The sequence below is a fragment of the Simiduia litorea genome, assembly GCF_042853465.1.
GTDB classification, from domain to species: Bacteria; Pseudomonadota; Gammaproteobacteria; order Pseudomonadales; family Cellvibrionaceae; genus Simiduia; species Simiduia litorea.
Window position 1 is genome coordinate 2,910,972 of record NZ_AP031497.1, and the last position, 22,200, is coordinate 2,933,171.

Consider the following 22,200-nt stretch of genomic DNA (forward strand, 5'->3'; position numbering starts at 1 on the left):
TGGGTTTATCGGTTAATCATTTAATAACACGGGAGGGACTTCATCGCCCTCTTGATCAATTAACCAATCCGTTTTCGAATACCACTCCGCGATTGACTCTTCAGGCATGGGCCTACCTAAGAAATACCCTTGGGCTTGATTACACCCCATCGCCTGCAAGCACGATAGCGTTTCTTGATTTTCCACGCCCTCAGCAACCACATGTAAACCTAAGTTGTGGGCTAAGTTTATGGTCGAGCGCACGATAATTTCGTCTTGCTTATCCTGCAACATATTCAGCACAAACGAGTAATCAATTTTTAGAGCCTGCACCGGTAGCTTCTTCAAATAAGCCAGCGAGGAATAACCCGTACCAAAGTCATCAATAGACAACTTAATGCCCATCTCACTCAATTGTTGCAGGATAAGTAACGCCCGAGTTGGATCGCTCATGATGGCGCTTTCGGTAATTTCCAATTCCAGCGCCGTAGGCGGAAGCCCCGCCTCCCTTAGCAAACTGGCAACTTTCCGCGGCAACTTCTCATCCATCAAATTTCGGGTGGATAGGTTAATCGCCACCGTGACGAAAAATTCACGATCATGCCACTGACGACATTGCTCGATAGATTTTTTTAGTACCCATTCTGTCAATGGATGAATAATATCAGTGGCCTCAGCCATGGGAATAAATTCAGCCGGCGATACGAAGCCCAAGGTGGGATGATCCCAGCGCAACAAAGCCTCAAAACCATGCAATCGTTTGGTCGACAACTCCATCTTAGGCTGGAAATGTAAAAACAATTCATCTTCGCGGATCGCTCGCCGCAACTCACTCATCAGCGAGAACCGTTTAGGTGAATGTGGATCAATATCAGAACTGTAGACCGCTATTCCCGAGTACTGCGCCTTGGCGTTATACATAGCAACATCGGCAAAACGCATCAAAGTGCTAACATCATTAGCCTTTTCTGAGCGGATAGAGATACCAATTGCAGCACCTATTTCGCTGTGAAAACCGTCTAAATTATAAGGTTCCCTGATTACGTCTAAGATGCGGTGAGCGACAACAACGGCTTGCTGAGCGTTGCGAATGGAGGGTAAAAACACAGCAAACTCATCGCCACCTAAACGCGCCACAGTAGAGTCAATGTACGACAGCTCGTCCAGTAAACGCGGCCCAATTTGCTTGAGCAGCTTATCACCAGTTTGATGACCCAACGTATCATTAAGATCTTTAAATCGATTTAAATCGATAATCAACAAAGCCACCAATTGATCTAACGATTTTGCAGTTAAAATTTTCTTTATTTTCTTATATAAAAAATTCCGATTGGGCAAGCCGGTCAATGCATCATGATTTGCCTGATACTCCATCTTGGCTAAATAACGGTGTTTCTCGGTTACATCTCGGGTGATGCCCCAGACATGAGATAGAAACCCTTTATCGACAATACCTAAGGTACTAACGGTAAACTCCAAGCGTTCGCCATTATTCTTGTCGCGGAAGGTGGGAATATCAAGCAGACGATAATCCGCCGCAATAAAGCGCCTCATTCCCTCGCGATGTGCTTCAATGCCACGATCAAACATCGGCACACCCAACATAGATTCGGGGCTAGAACAGTCTCGAAATTCGGCCATGACTTGGTTGCACTCGGAGAACAGCGCTCGCTCCCCCAACAGATCCACTTGCTGCTCTACCGGTAAGGTTACATCAATGGGCGGCTCTAATCGGCAACACCAGATGCCGTCCATGCAATTGCTGATGAATGCACGATAGCGGCCCTCGCTATCCAATAATTCTTGCTCAATAATTTTTTGCCGGGTGACATCATGGAGAACCAACATGACACCATCCACTTCTCCGCTATCGGTTGAGGTTGGTACTTTATCCACTTCAAACCAATACTGGCGATCGCCAAACCATAGGTTTTCGGTAACACCCACTTCCGAATAATTGGTTCTCACGACTTGCATAATTTCACGCTGCAACTGCGGAATTTGCGGGCAGTTAACAAACACTTCAACCAGCGTTAAACCATTCAACGCTTTACCATGAAAAAAAGCGTCAGCACTGGCATTGCTATTTTTCACTCGCCCCCATCGGTCCAAATACAGAATCATGTCTTGGACGTTATCGAGTAGTAAACGCAGTTCCTTACGCTGCTTATTGATAACCTGTTGCTGTTGATGAATATGTGAAATATCGGTAAAAATGTGTCCCACGGCAAAAATACTGCTATTTTCATCGCGCACAGGAAAACATGACCAGACATAGTCTTTCGGCTGTTCCGAAATGAGGGGGAGCGATTGCTCTTCGGTAATCGTATCTTCTCGATTAATCGCCTCTTGCTCTCTTCGATGCAGCAAAGATACCGTCGATGACTCGAGCAAGTATTCATCGCGCGAGCCAATAATATTGTTGTGATCAGTAAAGAAGAGATTTTGATAGCGGTCATTCGCGAGCAGATAAGTACCCTTTAAATCCTTTACCGCAATAGGTGGCGCACCGCGGTGGCTCAAAACACCACTCATCAGATTGGTGTTTCTAGCCAAGGCAGCTCTTGCTTGAAGCTCGGCAGACCTATCTTCGTACTGGACTAGAATAAAACGTAAGCGCCCCTGTTCGTCCAACATCGGAGACATACGAGCACGTAACTGGAGTACTTGAGCCTCACTGGGCTGGACATCCAACAAGTGACCAAGATTACACGCCAAGTTTAACGTTAGGGCTTTGCCTTCACTAAACGAAGCCATCATTTCATACTGCGTTAACGGCGCCTCGGAAAAAATAGCGTCCTCAAGCACATTACTGCCATTGAATCGATTGAGTAGCGAACCCGGCGTTAACTGAAACAAGTGTTCACACGCAGAATTTGCCCGCAACATGGTGCCCTCGGCCGTGAGGAGCGCCGTAGCAACGTGGCTAGAGTCAAACAAGCCATCAAATAACTGGCGATTGGTTTCCAAGCTTTCAGTGGTGCTGCGATTGAGCACGGAATTTGTCACAAAACCAACCACTTCGCGCCCGTTGTGCTCGCAGCCGCCCAAAAAATAGACCCAAGTTCCATTATTTAATTGGATATCACAGCCAAAGCGCACGCGCCTATGCTTTACTGCTCGCCCAACCGTACGCAACAATTTCTCCTGTTGAGCTGGCGCCAGCAAACCCAATAACTGATCGAAGCTATCGATGGGATGGGCTGAATCTAATTGCGAAAAAGCGAAAAACTGGGACGATAAATATAAGCGGCCGGCCTTCATATCCCAGCGCCAAAGCGCGACATCAGCGAGATTTAACGCCTTCCAAAACAAGCCAATAGACACATCGGTGTCTATTGCCGGCCAATCCAGCGGTAAAGAACTATTTGTTTGAGATCCCATCATCCAGTAGGTCGCCGGTGGCAGAGTTAGCTACTCACACAAGTCTAGTTGAGTTATAGGCAAAAGGAACATTAGGCGACAAATGAGTGGCGACATACCAACAAACAGGTACTTTAGAACCAACTATGAGTTCAACGACTCATAGAAAAGCGCGGAGTTGCCTGCAAGTTTAGTAATGCGGCGGACGGTCGTTGGAGACGTCGCCTCCTTGGTCGATACGATACTGTAAATCTAAATGCTTGTCCGACAAGCTGCGCACTTGCGCAATCAACTTTAAGATTTCAGCATCTTGGCGCGCTAAAATTGCGTTCAGTTCCGTCAGTGTATCCTCTTGAAATGCCTGTCGCATTTCCAACTCATCAATCCGCCCTTGCAGTTGTTCCACCAAATCGTCACTCATTTTTTTGCATCCATTTCCAGACAAGAATAAACAGCATCAATTAAGCGCTGACCCCGACTATCAATCAGCAGACTTTGAGCCATTTGATTTGACACAAACCCGAATCCAACGCCGTACTCTGGATCGCCAAAGCCTAGACACCCGCCTGCACCAGCATGACCAAAAGCACTATTACCTCGGCCCAAACGACGATCTTTGCCCACTTGGGTCAGCATAAAACCCAGTGAAAAGCGCATCTGAGTTTGTAGAATTCGATCCAGCCCCTGACTTTGCTCCTGCCAGCAAAGCGACTTGCTAGCCTCTGTTAATAGGCGTTCGTCATTGACCAAGGAACTGTACACAAGAGCCAAATCCAATGCACTTGAAACGCCGTTCGCGGCCGGTATTTCCGCGCTGCGCCAAGCTACACTGTTAGTGCCCACCATTAAACTCAAAGGGTTTGTAAAGGCTTTATTGACGACACCCGCTGGCTCGTCCTTCATAGCTCGACCCAAAGCTAGAACACTGGGCTCTGGTTTGGTACCTCGCAGCGAACCAACATCGGCTAGACTCGCCTGTTCACTTGCGGCCAGCCCGAAGCTGATGGATAACCCTAAAGGCTGCGCAATGCGCTGTTGAAAATATTCGTTAAAACTAGCGGCACCGCTCGCGCGCCGCACTACCTCAGCGAGAATCCAACCATAGAGAATAGGCGAGTAACCTTGCTCAGTGCCGGGTTGCCACCAAGGTGCTTCCCGCTCTATCAGTGTACATACCTGTTGGCCATCAAAAATCGCACTATCGGCAACCTTATCGTGAAACGCATTGACGCCAGAGCGGTGGCTCAATACTTGGCGAACCGTAATGCCCGCTTTTCCCTCGGCCGCAAAAGCGGGCCAAATTTCAGCAATAGGTTGGTCCAGCGACAGTTTTCCGTCCGCAACCAATTGCAATACAGCCAAAGCCACTAGGGCTTTGCCGGCCGAAAAAATATTTACCCGCGTGTCTGGTTGCCAAGCTAGGCTCTCGGCTTTATCGCGCGCACCGCCGCACAGACTGACAAGCGGGTGGCCATCTCGATACACAGCCAATGCTGCACCTTGTGGCGCTTCAGCGAGTATCTCATTAAACACGTGAGCGACTGGCTCGAAACCTGGCGCGACAGCACCCGATGATGGAAAGGCAGACATTGGCGATCCTGTATTAGCGCAAGGCTGGCAATTGTACCTCGAAATATGCACACTCCACCGAACACTTTTTTCGAGGTTTTGTATGTTGTTGAGCAGTTGGTTATCTGTTGCTGGAATTTGCGCGCTCGGTGCTATGTCACCCGGGCCAAGTTTAGCGGTGGTCATGAACAACACGGTCAATCACGGGCGCAAAGCCGGTATTTTGACAGCCGTGGGGCACGGCTTGGGCGTGACAGCTTACGCGGCGGCGACAGCCTTAGGTCTTGCCGTTATCATCGCCCAGTCTCCGGTGATCTTTGATGTCATTCGCTATTTAGGCGCCGCGTTTTTGCTGTTCATCGCCTATAAAACCTTTGTCAGCACGCAACAAGGTCAAGACCAAAACTCGCCCCAAGCCGAACCCACACGAAATACTAAAGCGCCAGGTTTTGTCAGCGGATTGATGATTGCTCTGCTCAACCCGAAAATGGCGATCTTTTTTTTAGCCTTGTTCAGCCAATTCGTGCAAGTAGACGCGGGGCTCGGCGACAAGCTCATTTTAGCGTTTACCGCCGGCACCATAGACACGCTATGGTACCTGCTCGTGGCCTGGGGATTGGCCACACCAAAAATTTTATCTTGGCTGAGCCTACATCAGAAAAAAATTAACCAACTGTTTGCTTTGGTCATCGCACTACTCGCCGCGACCATTATATTGAACTAGGTTTTCACGACTTGGGCTCAATGGCTTCGGGTAAAGCCGCGCCACAGGCGCGGCAAAACTGCGCGTCTGCCTCGTGATTATTTTTTTGACAATTAGTGCACTGCACATCCATGCGTTGGCGGCTAACCTGCTGTACCAATTCGGCGGTAAAAATACCGGTTGGAATCGCAATGATGGAGTAGCCGGTTAACATCACCAGCGCCGCCAACACCTGCCCTAAGGGGGTATGTGGCGTAATATCGCCATAGCCGACGGTGGTAATGCTCACAATCGCCCAGTAAATACTTTTAGGAATGCTGGTAAACCCATTGTGCGGCCCCTCTACGACGTACATCAATGAGCCAAACACGGTAGTTAGCACCAACACAGAACTAAAAAACACCAGTATTTTTCGTCGTGCCATCAGCATTGAGCGCACTAACACGTTGGCCTCTTGAAGATAGCGTGCTAATTTCAAAATACGAAAAATTCTCAGCACCCGTAACAACCTAATAACCAACAGGTAATTTAAGTCGCCAAAGAACAAACCTAAATATGAAGGTAAAATAGAGAGTAGATCCACTAAACCGTAAAAACTTTTTATGTAAGCCCAACGGTTAGGGGCAACATAAATTCGGGTGCCATATTCAACCGTGAAAATCACGGTGAAAATCCATTCTGCCCAGGTTAACGCGCTGGGCCAACGTCCGGAAACGCCGGCCACACTTTCCAGCATCATGACCAGTACACTGGTCAAAATTAACGCGATGAGCGCCAAGTCAAACGCCCTGCCTGCCGGCGTATCATAACCAAAAATAATTTTTGCGATGCGCTCTTTCAACACCATCGGTTCGACATTGCCGTTGCTTGGCATAAAGTTAGTTCCTGCTCGGGTTTAGCGTTTAATCTGGGGGCCACAAGCATTACAATAGCGGCCTACTTTTGCAATGGTGGCAAGCTGGGCCACCGAGAACCTAAAGGTTAAGGCATGTCACTGATACTTTCACCCCTGCGCTGCCCTTGGTGCCAACACCCTGTCACCAAAAGCGAATTGCGTGAAAATGGGTTATTGCAGACCTACTTGGCGCGCGAGGCGTTTCCTTGCCCCCATTGCCAACAGAGTGTCACGCTACCGGAAAAGGCCGAGTCATTAATTAGCAGCGGCCTTTTCGTCGCGGTGATCTTGGCACCGCTTTTCTACTACTACCAGTGGCTATTTGTCGACCCACGGCTACTTTTCAGTTTAGGCCTTGCGCTGGTCATCACGGGCGCCCTGTTTCAAAAGTTGCAAAAAGTCATCGAACCCAGTGAGTCAGACAATGAGCAAGAATAATCGCTTGGTGTATTCCACCGAAACCGGCCGGATCAAAGAAGCCCAAACCCAAGTAGCGGCGCCCAGCTCCGACGGTATTGTCCGTATCGCGCGCTCTACTAAAGGTCGAGGTGGTAAGGCGGTCAGTGTGATTAGCGGCCTGGGCTTACCAACGGAAGAACTCAAAACCTTAGCAAAAGCACTCAAACAAGTGTGTGGCGTGGGCGGCGCTGTCAAAGAGTGGGACATTGAAATCCAAGGCGATATGCGCGACAAACTCAAAGCCGAATTGGAGAAGCGCGGCTTCACCGTTAAATTGGCTGGCGGTTAACAGCGATGGATTTTCCTTTCCCGCCCGAGTATCTAAAGCTGCTGGTCAGCACCGACATGCCCTTTGGTAAATACCAAGGGCGTAAACTCGCCGATCTACCCGAGCCTTATCTGGTGTGGTTTCACGGCCAAGGGTTCCCGAAGGGAAGACTCGGTGAACTCCTAGCCCTGATCCACGAAATCAAAGTCAATGGCCTAGAGCCCATCCTAGAACCCCTGCGCAATCGCCCAGCCAGTTTCAACCCCAACGCCTGACCCCAGCAAACGCACGCCCTTTGGCCTAGGTTTTGCTCTAGCACTTATGCAGTCAACAATTAACCTTAAACCGTCATTATTTTGGCGGTTGACGCTGTATTAGTGAGGAACAAGCAATGGATCAGGCCATCATCTGGACGCTGCTAGATACATTGGCAAAAATTGCCATGGGCGCTTGCCTACTGGGCTTTGGCTTATGGATAGCGCGAAAAAAGCAAGCCTCTCCAACATCGCCAGACGCCGTAGCAGCCAAGCGCAAGCTTAAAGTTTACGAGGAAGTATCGCGCCAAATGGGCAATGTCAGCCATTGTTTCGCCAAATATTCGGCACTGGTCATTGAGTCTGTGCGCTTTGGCCCGCGCTGGCCACAGGCGAGACGCGCCGAACTCGACAGCATTAACAATGAATTGGTGCAAGAGTTCCGCCGCATGGCCGACGCCGAGGCCAACCTTCTGTTGATTGGCGAGAAAGGTTTAGAAAAAAACCTACGCTTATACGGTGCGCAAATTGCCGTCTTTAGAAAGCAGGTCTATGTGGGGCGACGTGACATCAGCAACCAAGAAATTGCCGACATAAAGCAGGACATCTACAAACTACGCGAGCAGTTTTACGATGTTCTGAGCAAGAAATACGACGACAACATTCGCAAAAGTGCTTAAATATTTAGAGGCGATGACGCGAGTAATGCCAACTCAGACCATCGCGTTTGCAGATTCAGTAAGAACCGAGTCTACGGGCCTCGCGGCTTCCAATAGTCGATGAGCCCTTAGTCGGCCTGCTCGATAACTTTCAATTTTGATTTCACCTCGATCCAGCGCGACATGAACTCGGTGCTACGGTATTGCTGCTGCCACAACAGGTTGCCCATGAAGTTTTCTAACCGGTGTTGATCTAAGCGCTGCAAAAGTCCGTTTACCCGCTGAGTTAAATCCGCTTCTAGCCGCTTGCGATCAAACAAGGCATGGGTATTCACCAAACCCTGCGCCTGCGCCTCATACCACAAGGTTTGGTCGCTATATAAAGCAACGGCGGCGGCAACAAGGTCATCGGCTGAGTTGGCAATAATGCCCGGCCAGGGTAACTGCTGTGCCTGGTGCATACCTTCGGCACCAATATCGGTAGTAACACTCGGTGTGCCGCACAGCATCGCCTCGGCCAACTTACCTTTTATACCTGCACCAAACCTAAGCGGCGCCAAACACACCCGCGCATCGGACATGACCTGTAAAGCATCCTTAGCCCAGCCCAGAACACGAAAGCCCAGGCTCGGATTATCCATCTGCATGGCTTTTTTCGGCGGATAAGCACCGTAAATGTGTAATTCAGCCTGCGGAAGCTGTTTGCGAATGGCCGGCCACCAGGCCCGAAGAAACAAGATGGCATCCCAATTAGGCGCGTGCAGGTAATTACCAATAAAGATGAAATGCTGCTTGTCCGAATAACTCAGCCATTGTTCCGCCATCGGCGGCGCGTACATAAAGGGACAATGAAACAGCAGATCCGCAGGCACTCGAAACCGCTCCTGCAACAGCACCACTTCGGCATCGGAAATAACCAAGGTGAGATCGCAGCGGTAAATAGCCGCAATTTCTCGCTGTGCCATCTCGCTAAGAAGAAATTCATTTGACGGGCTAAGCACGCAGGCCTTGGCCTTATGGGCGCGCTGGCGCGCATCGCGCAAGCAATGCAGATCCTCTGAATCCAATACCCGTAAGGCAGCTGGGCAAGCCTGCTGAACGCGCCAGCCAAATTGCTCCTCGGTCACAAACCGGTCAAAGATCACCAGGGTTGGCTGCAGCTGCGCCACTGATGTATCAAAACTTGAACAATTCAGCGCGATGGCAAGGGTGCCGATACCCAGCCCGTCAAGCGCGTCAAAATTAGCGCCTTTTTCTGCCGCACAGGCGAACGTAACCTCGTAACCCGCCGTCTGCGCCCATCGAATAAGCTGTAGAATGCGCGTTCCCGCCGCCGAGGAGCGAGGCTCCGGCCACACGTAGCCTACAATAAGTAAGGTTTTTGCCATTTAATACGTCACACTGGCTCTATTGAGCCGGCATTGTACCGGCAAGTAACGATTTTTTTCACCCTAACAAGAGACCCGTGAAAAATCGGTGCAGCGATGGGCGGCCAGAGAAGCTAAGCCAAATAGGCGCAACAGATCTTGACTCGGCAAATCAAGAACCACCTAAATTTGGCCGCAAGTGCTAATGCGTATTTTAGGCCTGACCGCGCGTGCTTAATGGCACCATTTTTCAACGTTTCTTTCCGACGACCTAGAGGGCAATATGAGCGTAACCATTATCACTACCGGCGGCACCATCGATAAGATTTATTACGATGCCAAAAACGATTACCACATAGGCCAACCTCAAGCGCCTAAAATTCTTGCCCGCGCAGGCGTGACCCTAGACACGCCACTCATCTCACTATTTCGCAAAGATAGCCTCGATATCACCGACGAAGATCGGGCACTACTCAGAAAAACCATTGAACAGCAGAGCGGCAAAAAAATCGTGATAACCCACGGTACCGACACCATGGCTAAAACCGGTGTGTTTTTAAAGGGCATACCTGGCAAGACCATTGTTTTAATGGGTGCCATGTACCCAGCAGAATTTCGCGATTCAGATGCGGTGTTTAATTTAGGTGCTGCGGTGATGGTTGCTCAAACCATGCCAGAAGGGGTTTATATTGCGATGAATGGCCGCGTCTTCGACCCAGCTAAGTGTGTTAAAAATGTTGCCGAAAATCGCTTCGAAGAAATATAACGCAAGTAACTGACATTGAGGCGGTGCTGAGTTTTTGATTCAGTGCCGCGGTTCGCACCTGCCCGTCAACCTGTTCAACCCTTGCTTACTCAACGCCTAGCACGCGACCACTCCAACATCGTGCATTTCGATCATTCTTGAGCTTTGGTATAAATCCTGCTTTCATCGAGCGTGCGATCAACGTTTTTATCGCCATTGGTTCAGGCACGCCTCGTGATATAGGTCGAGGTAAAGAAATTATAGCGCTTAGGAAAATGACTCTATGTCGGCAGATCTATTAAAAGCATTCGTCAATAATCATCGATTGCCCGATCGCTATTTGGCCTGGGCCAATAAACACTTCGCGCCTGTTATCGAACACATAAACACACAATCGCGTAAAAAATCACCGGTATTCGTCTCTATTAATGGTAGCCAAGGCTCTGGCAAATCCACCCTAGCCGCCTATCTTCAAGCTGCACTTAAACAAAACCAGCAGCGCGCAGCGGTGTGCTTATCACTAGACGATTTTTATCTCACCAAGGCACAACGTACAGAATTGGCAGCCACCATTCATCCACTACTTGCCACCCGTGGTGTTCCAGGGACACACGACGTTAATCTCGCTCTAGAAACCCTTGATGCACTAAAGCACGGGCGCTCAACCGCATTGGTGCGCTTCGATAAAAGCATCGATGATCGGGCCCCAGTGGATCAATGGGAGACAGTTGACCTACCTGTTGACGTCGTAATTTTGGAGGGCTGGTGTATGGGCGCCACACCAGAGCCCGATGAATGCCTCGAACAGCCGATCAATGTGTTAGAACAAAATGAAGATAGCCAAGGCATTTGGCGGCGTTTCGTCAATGAACAGCTCAAACAATCCTACGTAGATTTTTTTACCTACGCAGACATCACCGTCATGCTTAAAGCACCGTCATTCGGGAGCGTTTTTGCTTGGCGTTGGCAGCAAGAGCAAAAGCTGGCAGAGAAGTTGCAAACAAATAATACGAGCCCAAACCAAAGTGCTCCATTCACAACGCAAAGCGGCGTTATGAATCAGGCACAAGTAGCGCGATTTATTCAGCACTACCAGCGGCTAACTGAGCATATGCTTAAGTCAATGCCGCCACTTGTGTCTCATCTCTATGAACTTGATGAGCAACGTGGAATTCAGCATGAGCGACACCAGTGCGTTACATAAGATCAACGGCCCTAGTACATGGTTAATATTTACCGATCTAGATGGCACCCTACTCGATCATCACACCTACAGTTTTAGCGCAGCCCACGATCAAATTAACCGGTTAAATCAGCTAGAAATCCCTCTCATCTGCTGCACCAGTAAAACCTTTGCAGAAGTCATTCCACTGAGAAGTCAGCTCAAAAACCGGCACCCATTCATTGTCGAAAACGGTGCTGCAGTCTATTTACCTCTCTCATTCTTGCCTGAGCGCGCACTTCAAGCCATTGGCGGTGCGCAATTGCATCAAGGCTTCTGGCGCTTTGGTTTAACGGAAAATCGAGCCCACTGGCTTCAATGTTTAGCGCAACTAGGCGACAGATTTAAAGGCCTATACAGCACCTTTACCGCGCTCGGTCCGCAGGGTATTGCCGATGCGACGGGGCTCAGCCTAGAACAAGCCGCGCAGGCGAATCAACGGGAGTTCTCCGAACCTCTGCTTTGGCTGGGCGATGAACTCAGCAAAATAGCCTTCACACAAGAAATGAACCAACTTGGTGCAACAATAGTCGAGGGCGGTCGATTTTTGCACATTGTTGGCGATAGCAACAAAGGCAAAGCCATGTTGTGGTTGCAACAAATTTTCACCTCCAAAGCCAGGCACAGCTTTCGCACCATTGCGGCCGGCGACGGTAAAAATGATGTGCCCATGCTAGAGCTTGCTGACTACGCGTTAGTTATTCAATCGTCCACCAATCCAACGCTCAAGTTAACGCGAACGGAACGCGTATTTTATAGCGAGCACACGGGTCCGAAAGGCTGGGCCAATGGTATCCAAACTATTTTATCGATGTGATTTTTTCAAAACGTTAAGGACACAACCATGGCTGATTTTTATCAAAACGGTATCGTCACAACCTTGCATAACCTTACTCGCCGCCCAGTGGAAGACTTGGACGCTGAATTGCTCAGTTTTTCCCAGAAGCGCCCGCTTGGGCTTATTTTGCCTTCTCTCTATTCAGAGCTAGAGGGCACAGCGCTGCCCAACATCGTCGAAGAACTATGCCAAGTACCCTACTTATCTGAGATCGTTATCGGGCTAGACCGCGCCAACGAAGCGCAATACCGTGATGCACTTGCTTTTTTTAGCAAGCTACCTCAACACCACCGTGTGCTCTGGAACGACGGCCCAGCACTGCGCGCGCTCGACGCAGAACTTATCAAATTGGGTATAGCGCCAACCCAACCTGGCAAAGGCAGAAACGTTTGGTACTGCATCGGCTACATGTTAGCCACCGGCCGCTCGGAATCTATTGCATTACACGATTGCGATATCCTCACCTATACCCGCGAACTTTTGGCACGCCTGATTTACCCTGTTGCCAACCCTCAATTCAACTACATGTTTTGTAAAGGCTATTACGCCCGCGTTGCCGATGGAAAACTCAACGGTCGAGTATCGCGTTTACTGGTAACACCGCTACTGCGCTCGCTGAAAAAGATCTTCGGCGAAATGGATTATTTGCAATACATGGACACCTTTCGCTACGCCTTAGCCGGTGAATTTTCCTTCCGTAAAGATGTACTAAATGATATCCGCATACCCAGTGACTGGGGCTTGGAAATTGGCGTTCTGTCTGAGATGTATCGAAACAATTCAACCAATCGTCTGTGCCAAGTGGATATTGCCGACGTCTACGATCACAAGCATCAAGATCTATCGGCTAAAAATGATCAAGGCGGCCTATCAAAAATGTCTATTGATATATCCAAGGCACTGTTTAGAAAGCTCGCCACCCAAGGCCAAACGTTTAATACAGAAACCTTCCGATCGATCAAAGCCACTTATTACCGTATCGCCCTCGATCTGATCGAAACATTTCGTAACGATGCCATCATTAACGGCTTAACGCTGGATATACACAACGAAGAAAAAGCCGTGGAGCTATTTGCAAGAAATATCATGAAAGCGGGAGAGTCTTTTCTAGACAATCCCATGGAGGCGCCATTCATCCCGAGCTGGAATCGCGTTATAAGCGCTATGCCGAATGTACTGGAACGATTAAAGGCTGCTGTAGAAGAAGACAACGAACGGTTTTCCAAATGATCATTGAGGACTGACTATGACGCCCTATGAACAACTTCAGCAGCGAATCAAAGATCACCTACAACAAATTTACCATCAGGTGAGACCCAACCTCGATATTGATGCCACAGTAGCGTCGCTATTGAACACCATGAACATTCACAAGGTCGACAACATACCGGATCAATACGCTAACCTATGGAGTGAAACAGATACCATCGCCATTACCTATGGCGATAGTTTAATAACCGATGGCGAAAAGCCGTTAAGCACACTCAATGGCTTTCTCGACTCATACCTAAAAGGCACCATTAACAGCGTTCACATTTTGCCCTTTTTTCCCTACAGCTCTGATGATGGCTTTTCGGTGATCGATTACTCGACAGTAAACGAAGCACTGGGCGACTGGTCGCACATTGCGAGCATCGCGAAAAGCTACAAACTCATGTCTGATCTCGTTATCAACCACTGCTCAGCACGTAGTTTTTGGTTTGACAATTTTATTAAACAAGAGGGTCCAGGCAAGGATTATTTTTTTACCGCAAGCCCACAGGCCGACCTGAAAGATGTGGTACGCCCACGCACAAACCCGCTCTTACAGGCCATAGAAACCAAAGCGGGAACACGCCATGTATGGTGCACGTTTAGCTTCGATCAGGTCGACCTCGATTTCAGGAACCCAGACGTACTGTTACAGTTTGTCTCCATTGTGCGCTTGTATCTCGATCAAGGCATCCGCATTTTCAGGCTTGATGCCATCGCCTTCCTCTGGAAAGTGCCGGGCACATCGAGTATCAATTTACTAGAAACCCACGAAGTCGTTAGACTACTACGCACCTTGATTGAACATGCAGCATCAGACGCAATCATCATTACAGAAACCAACATTCCCAACCAAGAGAATCTCAGCTATTTCGGCAATAATAACGAAGCCCATTGGATCTATAATTTCTCCTTGCCGCCACTTTTAGTACACGCGCTGTTAACCGGTAACGCTCAACATCTAAAACGCTGGCTAATGACCATGCCACCGGCTCGCAATGGCACCACCTATTTTAATTTCATCGCTAGCCATGATGGCATAGGTCTTAGACCGGTAGAGGGGTTGCTTTCCGATGAAGAGTTAGCGCGTCTAACCAACACATTAGAATCTTTTGGCGGAAAAATATCACGGCGTGCGCTCGAAAGCGGCGAAACAAAACCTTATGAGGCGAATATCGCACTCTATGATGCACTTAAAGGCACCGTAAATGGCCAAGACGCCTACAACTACGAACGCTTTATTTGTGCCCACGTCATTATGCTTGGTTTAGAGGGTATTCCGGCGTTTTACATCCACAGTTTATTGGCAACAGGTAATGACTATCAGCGGCTCGAACACAGCGGTCACAACCGAGCTATCAATCGCCATCAATGGTCAGTGGCGGAATTGATAACACAGCTAGAAGATCCTAACAGCCAACACCACCGAGTATTTTTTGAGCTTAAGCGATTGATCGCAATTCGCGGTAAGCAATCCGCATTTCACCCCAACGCCACACAATTTACGCTACACCTTGGCGATGAAATATTTGCTTTTTGGCGTCAAAGTATCGATAGGCAACAAAATATTTTTTGTATTAGCAACTTAAGCCATTTAGCGATTCACTTACCACTGTCGGCAATAAATTTGGTGTGTACAGACAGCTGGCGAGATTTAATAACAGACCTACCTCTCAATGCGGAAAACGAAACGCTGACCCTAGCGCCTTACCAAACCTACTGGCTTAGCAATCGCTAATCGCGGTTTATAACGGCCAGCCATTAGAGTAACAATTACTCCAATGACTGACCGTGTCGATCACACGCCCGTCGATTATTGGTATTCCAGATCAATTTACCAAGCGCTAAATCGAGTAGACATTTCACCCAGACCGCAATAACTCATGGTAATGTCAGTGTCCAATGGTGCCTCAATAATGCCGGCGTAAGAACCGGTAATAATAAATTGACCATGCTGTAAAGGTACGCCTTGAGCTCGCAAGAAATTCACCAACCAATATAGCGGCGCAATCGCATCTTGATTCTGATGCTTACCCTCATAACGCTGTGGTTCACCATCACCGTAACGCATTGAAATGTCTATATTCGCGGCAGCGTAGGCCAGCGTCCTATCCACGACTGGCCCGACCACGAGCCCTTGATTAAATAATCCGTCGGCGAGTAATTCAGGAAACTCGCAAAGACTCGGGTCGATGTAACGCCCCTCAATTAATTCCAACGCCATTCGAACCTCAGAAATACACTGATCAATTTCCGCCTTACTATAGCTTTCTGAACGCGCGGGAATATCATTACCCAGCTCAAATGCAAACTCTGGCTCTATCCGAGCCAAGCCATTGGATGGCCATATGTTGGCTGACCGCGTTGCCTCGAATACCGTAGAGCCATAGATGGGAGCCACCACCCATTTGCCCTCTGGCGGCAGTAAACATTTCCAGCCGGCGACCTTATCAGCCCGCTTTGAACACCAATACTCCAACACCTGTTGTTGTACAGCAAAACCTTCAGCAAGGGTTTTCGGCCGTATCGTTTCAGCCAAGCGATCACCTTTGGTATGGGTAAGCCGACGCTCGGCTAAAATTTCTGCAGCGGGTATTGCGTTAAATGATGTCATAGGGCTTCTCAGTGACAGAAAAAAGGCCCCTTAAGGGACCTAATTATTAAGGCTATTTTAACTTAAACCTGCCACTCGCTAAGCAATTTCTCTAGCTTTTCTTGGTCTTCGGCGAATTTGCGAATACCTTCGGCCAATTTCTCGGTGGCCATGGCATCCTGATTATGAAGCCACCTGAATTCAGCTTCCGATAAAGAGATTTTGGCTTCTGCCACCGCTTTGTTAGGTGCTAACCGAGGCGCAAGTGTTTCGCTTTCAGCATCCAATTCTTGCAGTAACGCTGGACTGATGGTTAATCGATCACAACCCGCCAGCGCTTTCACTTGGCCGACATTGCGAAAACTCGCCCCCATAACCACTGTGTTGTAACCATGGGTTTTATAGTAATCATAAATGCGCCTTACCGATAACACCCCCTGATCGTCGGCGGGTGAGGCTGGAACCTCACCTCTTGCTTTATACCAGTCGAAAATGCGACCGACGAAAGGCGATATTAAATATACCCCTGCTTCCGCGCAGGCAACGGCTTGCGCAAAGCTAAATAACAACGTGAGATTACATTGAATGCCTTCTCGCTCAAGTACTTCTGCCGCCTTAACTCCTTCCCAGGTGGCGGCAATTTTAATCAGCACACGAGCGCGATTAACACCTTGCGCCTCATAGGCATCGATCAATAGCTTAGCCTTTTCAATCATCCTTTGGGTATCAAAAGAAAGGCGAGCATCCACTTCGGTGGAAATACGACCGGGAACAAGATCGACAATTTGTTTGCCAATAGCCACCGCCAAGGTGTCTACCGCCTTGCTCATATCCCCTTTAGCGTCTTTCACCGCTGCGCTGACGATTGACCGGTAGTTAGGCATTTGTGCCGCGGCCAATATTAAACTCGGGTTGGTGGTAGCATCCTTCGGCTTAAACTTGGCAATAGCATCGATATCGCCGGTGTCAGCCACCACGTCGGTCAAGGCGCGTAGCTGTTGTAAAACGCTGGTCATGATTACACCCGTTGATTGATTACTTGATGAGTTCCGATAACGGATAATACCCTAATACGGCGAAAGTTGGTGATCTGATAAATATCTTCACCCCATCACACAAACAGTCCATATCATTAAACTGAGCTAATCTAAAAACCACGTTCGAAAGCTAGCTACATCAATGAAAAAGCGTTGACGGATTACCTGTGTGCATCTCGCTCAGCTTTTATTTATCCAGTACACTGGTCAACAAAGACAATAATAGGGGCAACCATGAAACCTCAGTTTACCCTGGCCATAGACCAAGGTACTACCAGTTCGCGAGCCGTGATTTTTGATCAAGGGCTCAGTCAAGTGGCGGTTGCTCAACAGGAGTTTTCTCAATATTTCCCCCGAGACGGTTGGGTTGAGCACTGCCCGGTGGAAATTTGGCAGTCGACATTAAACACTTGCAAGGAGGCTCTCGCCCAAGCACAACTGACAGGTAAAGATATCGCCGCTATCGGCATAACCAACCAGCGTGAAACCACGGTGTTATGGCATAGAAGCACCGGCCAGCCACTGCACAATGCAATTGTTTGGCAAGATCGTCGTACTCATGAACAATGTAAAGCACTAAAGACTCAAGGACATGAAGCTAGGGTTCAAGCTAAAACTGGACTTATCTTAGACCCGTACTTTTCTGCCACGAAATTGCAATGGCTACTCGATAATATCCCCGATGCCAGAATGTTAGCGGAAAAAGGTGAACTCGCTTTTGGCACCATCGACAGCTGGTTATTGTGGAATCTAACAGCTGGGCAAGCGCATAAAACTGATGCAACTAATGCTTCTCGCACCCTACTATTCAATATTCACAATCAAGCATGGGACAATGACCTGCTGGACCTATTCAATATCCCTAGCAGCCTGCTGCCCGATGTTGTCGATAGCTCGGGTGATTTTGGCGATGCGGATCCAAACCTGTTGGGTGCAAAAATTCCCATTCGTGCGATGATTGGCGACCAACAAGCGGCACTTGTGGGTCAGCGGTGCTTTGCTATCGGCGATGCAAAATGCACTTACGGCACCGGCGCATTTCTGATGATCAATACCGGCGATCAAGCCGTTCAATCCCAACATCGCTTACTAACCACCGTTGCCTATCGCCTAAACAACAAAACCACTTACGCCATAGAAGGCTCAATTTTTATTGCCGGCGCCGTAATTCAATGGTTGAGGGATGGCTTAGCATTCTTTAGCCATGCCCAAGAGTCACAGCGTCTTGCCCAGGCGCTCAATGCGTTAAGCCCCATCAGCTTTGTTCCCGCTTTTACCGGCCTGGGTGCGCCCTATTGGAATCCAGATGCACGCGGTGCCATGTTTGGACTCACGCGCGATACTGGCATTAAAGAAATGACAGCCGCCGCATTGCAATCTGTGGCGCTGCAAACATTTGATCTAATTAGTGCCATAGAAAAAGACGGTATTGCCCTGCACAAACTGAAAGTAGATGGAGGCATGACCAAAAACACTTGGTTAATGCAATTACTTGCCGATATCATCGACAAAGACGTTCATGTGCCTCAGCAAGGTGAATTAACCGTTTTAGGTGCAGCGTTACTCGCGTCTTTGCCAAAAAAATCTAGTCTGACGGTCAATAGCGAAACCACAACAGAAGCTGATGATGAATTGGTTTACCGGCCAACCATCAAGGAAACTCACCGCACAAAACTATTAAATGATTGGAAAAAGGCTATTCGAGCAACACAAGTATTCAGCCAAACCGAATAAATCACGAACGGCCTAAATACCTATTTACCGCCAATTCAAGGGCTGCAACCATGTCATCCAACCCATCGGCAATCGCTCGTAACGAGGCTAAGTCCATCTCGGTTTCCTCTGACGACAACTGCTTACTCAGACGCTCAATTTGAGCTGAGGCATTTTGCAATTGTATTGCACCAAGGTTAGCGGCCGACCCTTTAAGTGTGTGTGCTGCAAAGACTAAATTTTGATAGTCTGCGTGATCAAGTAGCCCTTTAATATTTTCAACAACACTTGGTAGGCCACTTAAAAACGACATCGCTAGCTCCGCAACCCTATCCGCTCTACCCCTTAACCGTGTCGATAAGGCATCACCATCAAAAACCTCAACGTCAGTCTGGCAAAGATTATTCATAGCACTTCGCTGGCAAGCAGTGTCCTTATCTTGTACAACTGAAACAGCTACAGTTGATTCTATTGCATCAAGGTCCAACACATTAAAATGTGAAGATAGAATCTCGTGCAAATCGGTCTCTTCAAAGGGTTTTGGTAAATATCCGTTCATACCCGCCTGAACAATATCTTCCCGAGTTTCAACTAGCACATCTGCGGTCATAGCAACAATAGAAATCGGCGCTAAACACATACGCTTCTCAATTTCTCGTATACGGCGAGTGGCATCAAGCCCATTCATTTCCGGCATATGCAAGTCCATGAGGATTAGCTTTATTGGCAACTCATCCTTGCCCGGCAACTTATAAACCGCTTCCATGAAGTCCACCGCTTGCACGCCGTTTTCAACACAATCTACAATTAAACCAAAGGACTCTAACAACTCTCTTGCGATGACTCGATTGAAATAGACGTCCTCAACGAGCAACACCCGCCCAGTATAAAATCGAGCCGGTGCCACAGAACTGCTTTCGACCCAATTCTCATGAGTACTTTTTGGGTCTTTATAAGCACGCCTAATTGCCTGCCTTATTAGCAAACCTTTACCTAGCAGTGGCATCTGAATATTGGCATCCAGCGCACGCAACTCTTCGGCGATTTGCAACGACTCCTCACAATCAATAGCATCTTGACTGGTTAACAAAACCCATGGAAACGTCAAGTGCTTTACATCCCGATGTGCAACCTCTTGAACCCACTGATCGTGGTGATGTATTAACGCAGAGCTTTCAGCGACGATTACGACATTGAGCTCACTCTGTTCATTCAAGTCATCTAAATAGATAACCAATTGATTAATATCTTCGAAGACTTGCAAATTATTGCACCACTGACGAAGCTGGCGCTCAAGCTCTGGATTGCTACTTAACAAAAAGACGCCCACCCCTTCTAGCACTTCAACATCGGCTTGAGGACCAGATCGCTCCAGTGGCAGGGATAGAAGAAAGCTGGAGCCACGGCCGAATGTACTCTCTACCGAGATGTCTCCGCCGTGCAGAACAGCCAAGCGTTTACTGATAGACAAGCCTAAACCTGTGCCACCATATTTTCGGGTGGTCGAGCTATCACTCTGCACAAACGCTTCAAACAAAACTTTTAATTGATCAGACTTAACACCTATACCAGTATCATGAACGCCAAAAACCACTTCACCCTTATCGCTCAGCGACACCCTGACACTGACACCGCCTACATGAGTAAATTTAATGGCATTACTCAATAGATTAATAATAATTTGTTTAACTCTTAATGGATCACCTATCCATGCCCCTTCTACTCTTGAGTCAAAGAACAACCGTAAATAGATATCCTTTTCTTTGGCTTTTAGTGAAAACATGGAAATCACATCGACAACACATTGTTCGAGATCAAAGGGAGTAGACTCCAAATGCAATTGATCAGCTTCAATTTTAGAAAAATCCAAGATCTCATTAATCAAATCCAACAACGTCTTTCCGGACTGAGCAATCAAATTAAGTATACTTTTCTGTCTTTGGCTTAGCTCAGACTTTGCTAAAATATTAGCGCCGCCTAGAACAGCATTTAATGGCGTTCTTATTTCATGGCTCATAGCAGCCAGAAAGAGGCTTTTAGCTGAGTTAGCCATTTCGGCCTTTCTAGCTAACTCACTTGATATCTGTGTTTGTTTACCAAGAATTCTATTTAACTGCTCGGCCTGATTCTTTGCACTCACTATCTCTTGCGTTCTCGTCTTAACCGTTTCCTCCAACGAAACATTATGGTTACCAAGCTGCTCCTGAGCGATTCGAATGTTGGCAATAATATAGGTACCCAAAACCACGCCAAAAGCCATCAAAGAAAGCACCACTAGCAACATTAAATTACGCCAGCTATAGACTGAATCTCGCTCCAACTGTAATTCGCTCTCTAAAAAACGAGCCAATTGAATTTGCACACGGTTGTGACTATTAAATCTATCCCAAACCAAACCTCTTAATGTTTCAATCTCGACCGCCAAGCCCATGTCGCTCATTTCACTGTCGAGGGCTCCGATAAAAAGCAATCGCCGCTTCTTTTCCAGTAAGCGTTTAGACATCTCCAGTAAGTCATTAAATTGCAGATCTTCCGCAACAGACTCTGCCGACATAAATTCACTATGTCCTAGCGCCTCCTTTTCACGCAGACTCAGTGGCAGGCTGTAAAGTTTTTCAATGGCACTATCTAACGCCAAAATATCGTCATCCATACTGTCGCTTGGTGGAGAAAACACCAATAGAGCCAGCTGCTCAGATACGTTAAACAATGAAAACTTCGACTTTCCAACACCAACAAACAAAAGATGGGCAGCGATACGGATCTGTTCAGAACTTGATAGACCTAAGTTTGACACCATAAAAAGATCAGCGACAAATTCGTTTATAGGCGCGTCAACCACCTGCACCTTTTTAAAACAAGCCGACCAAACCTCCTCATCCCAGAATGCCGTCATTTGTGATCGAATAACTGGCCAAGCTCTCAAGTCGCCTTTGAAATATTGACTTAGATCTTGCTCTAACTCAGCAAATTGAGTATTTAATAGCGCAATAGGTTGCGCTCGGGATTGATAGCTATCATGCGGGTCATCTGGCTCCGAAAATTGCTGCAACGCTTCGTTGCTGGGATAGAAACGACCATAGTATTCATCGGTTAAATTGATTTGTAATGCGACAAATTGCTGCATGACGCGAATGCTGGAAATTTGCCGATCTAAGAGCTTTATCTCCCTGTTGATTTCAGTAAGATAAAGATAAATAAGTACCATTAACGGTATGACAAGTACCACAGCGGCAATAAACAAACCAAAGCTCATGCGACTGATGCTGTGGTTGCTGGTTAGTT

The 22,200-nt window shown here is 47.9% G+C and carries 19 protein-coding genes; 11 read left to right on the forward strand and 8 right to left on the reverse strand.

Translation table 11 applies throughout. The annotated features are described in order from the left end of the window. Window positions 1–12 precede the first annotated feature (12 nt). From ACGHTT_RS12885 to ACGHTT_RS12895, 3 genes are all read right to left on the reverse strand, one after another. Window positions 13–3,366 (reverse strand): EAL domain-containing protein, encoded by a 3,354-nt coding sequence (locus tag ACGHTT_RS12885; protein WP_390591085.1) that lies wholly within the window; start codon window positions 3,364–3,366, stop codon window positions 13–15. A 166-nt stretch (window positions 3,367–3,532) separates the two neighbouring features. Continuing rightward, entirely contained in the window at window positions 3,533–3,763 is a 231-nt protein-coding gene (locus ACGHTT_RS12890; protein ID WP_390591086.1) for a SlyX family protein, read from the reverse strand. Further along, the gene (locus ACGHTT_RS12895; RefSeq protein WP_390591087.1) at window positions 3,760–4,932 is read right to left on the reverse strand and encodes a serine hydrolase domain-containing protein; all 1,173 of its coding nucleotides are present in this window, start codon (window positions 4,930–4,932) and stop codon (window positions 3,760–3,762) included. The genes ACGHTT_RS12890 and ACGHTT_RS12895 overlap by 4 nt, the downstream gene beginning before the upstream one ends. Before the next feature lie 82 nt (window positions 4,933–5,014). On the opposite strand from ACGHTT_RS12895, the gene ACGHTT_RS12900 reads away from it, so the two are divergent. Continuing rightward, window positions 5,015–5,635 carry a LysE family translocator gene (locus ACGHTT_RS12900; RefSeq protein WP_390591089.1) on the forward strand — a complete coding sequence of 207 codons (621 nt, stop codon included), beginning with the start codon at window positions 5,015–5,017 and terminating at the stop codon, window positions 5,633–5,635. A gap of 4 nt (window positions 5,636–5,639) precedes the next feature. On the opposite strand, the gene ACGHTT_RS12905 is transcribed toward ACGHTT_RS12900, so the two are convergent. Continuing rightward, window positions 5,640–6,488, reverse strand: a complete 849-nt coding sequence (locus tag ACGHTT_RS12905; protein WP_390591090.1) for an ion transporter — start codon at window positions 6,486–6,488, stop codon at window positions 5,640–5,642. A 114-nt stretch (window positions 6,489–6,602) separates the two neighbouring features. On the opposite strand from ACGHTT_RS12905, the gene ACGHTT_RS12910 reads away from it, so the two are divergent. The 4 genes from ACGHTT_RS12910 to ACGHTT_RS12925 all read left to right on the forward strand — a co-directional run bounded on the left by ACGHTT_RS12910 (window position 6,603) and on the right by ACGHTT_RS12925 (window position 8,170). Then, window positions 6,603–6,947, forward strand: coding sequence for a hypothetical protein (locus tag ACGHTT_RS12910; RefSeq protein WP_390591092.1), 345 nt, complete (start codon window positions 6,603–6,605; stop codon window positions 6,945–6,947). Beyond that, window positions 6,934–7,257, forward strand: coding sequence for a stress response translation initiation inhibitor YciH (gene yciH / locus ACGHTT_RS12915; protein ID WP_390591093.1), 324 nt, complete (start codon window positions 6,934–6,936; stop codon window positions 7,255–7,257). Before ACGHTT_RS12910 ends, yciH begins: the two co-directional genes overlap by 14 nt. A gap of 5 nt (window positions 7,258–7,262) precedes the next feature. Then, a complete protein-coding gene (locus tag ACGHTT_RS12920) occupies window positions 7,263–7,511 on the forward strand; it encodes a DUF3820 family protein (RefSeq protein ID WP_390591094.1) in 249 nt (82 codons plus the stop codon). Window positions 7,512–7,627: 116 nt separating this feature from the next. Next, window positions 7,628–8,170, forward strand: a complete 543-nt coding sequence (locus tag ACGHTT_RS12925; RefSeq protein ID WP_390591095.1) for an energy transducer TonB — start codon at window positions 7,628–7,630, stop codon at window positions 8,168–8,170. 107 nt (window positions 8,171–8,277) lie between these two features. Here the strand turns inward: ACGHTT_RS12925 and ACGHTT_RS12930 are convergent, their stop codons facing one another. Beyond that, window positions 8,278–9,537: a glycosyltransferase gene (locus tag ACGHTT_RS12930; protein WP_390591097.1), complete on the reverse strand. Its 1,260-nt coding sequence runs from the start codon at window positions 9,535–9,537 to the stop codon at window positions 8,278–8,280. A gap of 262 nt (window positions 9,538–9,799) precedes the next feature. Here ACGHTT_RS12930 and ACGHTT_RS12935 point away from each other — a divergent pair, with 262 nt between their 5' ends. From ACGHTT_RS12935 to ACGHTT_RS12955, 5 genes are all read left to right on the forward strand, one after another. Then, window positions 9,800–10,282 (forward strand): asparaginase domain-containing protein, encoded by a 483-nt coding sequence (locus ACGHTT_RS12935; RefSeq protein ID WP_390591098.1) that lies wholly within the window; start codon window positions 9,800–9,802, stop codon window positions 10,280–10,282. Window positions 10,283–10,544: 262 nt separating this feature from the next. Then, window positions 10,545–11,465, forward strand: coding sequence for a zeta toxin family protein (locus ACGHTT_RS12940; protein WP_390591099.1), 921 nt, complete (start codon window positions 10,545–10,547; stop codon window positions 11,463–11,465). Further along, entirely contained in the window at window positions 11,440–12,300 is an 861-nt protein-coding gene (locus ACGHTT_RS12945; protein WP_390591100.1) for an HAD-IIB family hydrolase, read from the forward strand. Before ACGHTT_RS12940 ends, ACGHTT_RS12945 begins: the two co-directional genes overlap by 26 nt. Window positions 12,301–12,327: 27 nt before the next feature. Beyond that, window positions 12,328–13,551, forward strand: a complete 1,224-nt coding sequence (locus tag ACGHTT_RS12950) for a glycosyl transferase (RefSeq protein ID WP_390591101.1) — start codon at window positions 12,328–12,330, stop codon at window positions 13,549–13,551. A 16-nt stretch (window positions 13,552–13,567) separates the two neighbouring features. Continuing rightward, the gene (locus tag ACGHTT_RS12955; protein ID WP_390591102.1) at window positions 13,568–15,310 is read left to right on the forward strand and encodes an alpha-amylase family glycosyl hydrolase; all 1,743 of its coding nucleotides are present in this window, start codon (window positions 13,568–13,570) and stop codon (window positions 15,308–15,310) included. Between the two features lie 96 nt (window positions 15,311–15,406). Here the strand turns inward: ACGHTT_RS12955 and ACGHTT_RS12960 are convergent, their stop codons facing one another. Both ACGHTT_RS12960 and tal read right to left on the reverse strand, forming a co-directional pair. Then, window positions 15,407–16,186 (reverse strand): hydratase, encoded by a 780-nt coding sequence (locus ACGHTT_RS12960; protein ID WP_390591104.1) that lies wholly within the window; start codon window positions 16,184–16,186, stop codon window positions 15,407–15,409. 62 nt (window positions 16,187–16,248) lie between these two features. Then, window positions 16,249–17,181, reverse strand: coding sequence for a transaldolase (tal, locus tag ACGHTT_RS12965; protein ID WP_390591106.1), 933 nt, complete (start codon window positions 17,179–17,181; stop codon window positions 16,249–16,251). Window positions 17,182–17,436: 255 nt separating this feature from the next. On the opposite strand from tal, the gene glpK reads away from it, so the two are divergent. Continuing rightward, on the forward strand, window positions 17,437–18,936 hold the full coding sequence (glpK, locus tag ACGHTT_RS12970; protein ID WP_390591107.1) for a glycerol kinase GlpK: 1,500 nt from the start codon (window positions 17,437–17,439) through the stop codon (window positions 18,934–18,936). Window position 18,937: 1 nt separating this feature from the next. On the opposite strand, the gene ACGHTT_RS12975 is transcribed toward glpK, so the two are convergent. Further along, window positions 18,938–22,159: an ATP-binding protein gene (locus tag ACGHTT_RS12975; protein WP_390591109.1), complete on the reverse strand. Its 3,222-nt coding sequence runs from the start codon at window positions 22,157–22,159 to the stop codon at window positions 18,938–18,940. Between the last annotated feature and the right edge of the window lie 41 nt (window positions 22,160–22,200).

Excerpts from the sequence above, each read along its gene's own strand:
- glpK (WP_390591107.1), top strand. The coding sequence starts at position 17,437 with ATGAAACCTCAGTTTACCCTGGCCATAGACCAAGGTACTACCAGTTCG.
- ACGHTT_RS12930 (WP_390591097.1), bottom strand. The coding sequence starts at position 9,537 with ATGGCAAAAACCTTACTTATTGTAGGCTACGTGTGGCCGGAGCCTCGC.
- ACGHTT_RS12955 (WP_390591102.1), top strand. The coding sequence starts at position 13,568 with ATGACGCCCTATGAACAACTTCAGCAGCGAATCAAAGATCACCTACAA.
- ACGHTT_RS12890 (WP_390591086.1), bottom strand. The coding sequence starts at position 3,763 with ATGAGTGACGATTTGGTGGAACAACTGCAAGGGCGGATTGATGAGTTG.
- ACGHTT_RS12905 (WP_390591090.1), bottom strand. The coding sequence starts at position 6,488 with ATGCCAAGCAACGGCAATGTCGAACCGATGGTGTTGAAAGAGCGCATC.
- ACGHTT_RS12935 (WP_390591098.1), top strand. The coding sequence starts at position 9,800 with ATGAGCGTAACCATTATCACTACCGGCGGCACCATCGATAAGATTTAT.
- ACGHTT_RS12945 (WP_390591100.1), top strand. The coding sequence starts at position 11,440 with ATGAGCGACACCAGTGCGTTACATAAGATCAACGGCCCTAGTACATGG.
- ACGHTT_RS12885 (WP_390591085.1), bottom strand. The coding sequence starts at position 3,366 with ATGATGGGATCTCAAACAAATAGTTCTTTACCGCTGGATTGGCCGGCA.
- ACGHTT_RS12910 (WP_390591092.1), top strand. The coding sequence starts at position 6,603 with ATGTCACTGATACTTTCACCCCTGCGCTGCCCTTGGTGCCAACACCCT.
- ACGHTT_RS12900 (WP_390591089.1), top strand. The coding sequence starts at position 5,015 with ATGTTGTTGAGCAGTTGGTTATCTGTTGCTGGAATTTGCGCGCTCGGT.
- ACGHTT_RS12925 (WP_390591095.1), top strand. The coding sequence starts at position 7,628 with ATGGATCAGGCCATCATCTGGACGCTGCTAGATACATTGGCAAAAATT.
- ACGHTT_RS12895 (WP_390591087.1), bottom strand. The coding sequence starts at position 4,932 with ATGTCTGCCTTTCCATCATCGGGTGCTGTCGCGCCAGGTTTCGAGCCA.
- ACGHTT_RS12960 (WP_390591104.1), bottom strand. The coding sequence starts at position 16,186 with ATGACATCATTTAACGCAATACCCGCTGCAGAAATTTTAGCCGAGCGT.
- ACGHTT_RS12920 (WP_390591094.1), top strand. The coding sequence starts at position 7,263 with ATGGATTTTCCTTTCCCGCCCGAGTATCTAAAGCTGCTGGTCAGCACC.
- ACGHTT_RS12940 (WP_390591099.1), top strand. The coding sequence starts at position 10,545 with ATGTCGGCAGATCTATTAAAAGCATTCGTCAATAATCATCGATTGCCC.
- yciH (WP_390591093.1), top strand. The coding sequence starts at position 6,934 with ATGAGCAAGAATAATCGCTTGGTGTATTCCACCGAAACCGGCCGGATC.
- ACGHTT_RS12950 (WP_390591101.1), top strand. The coding sequence starts at position 12,328 with ATGGCTGATTTTTATCAAAACGGTATCGTCACAACCTTGCATAACCTT.
- tal (WP_390591106.1), bottom strand. The coding sequence starts at position 17,181 with ATGACCAGCGTTTTACAACAGCTACGCGCCTTGACCGACGTGGTGGCT.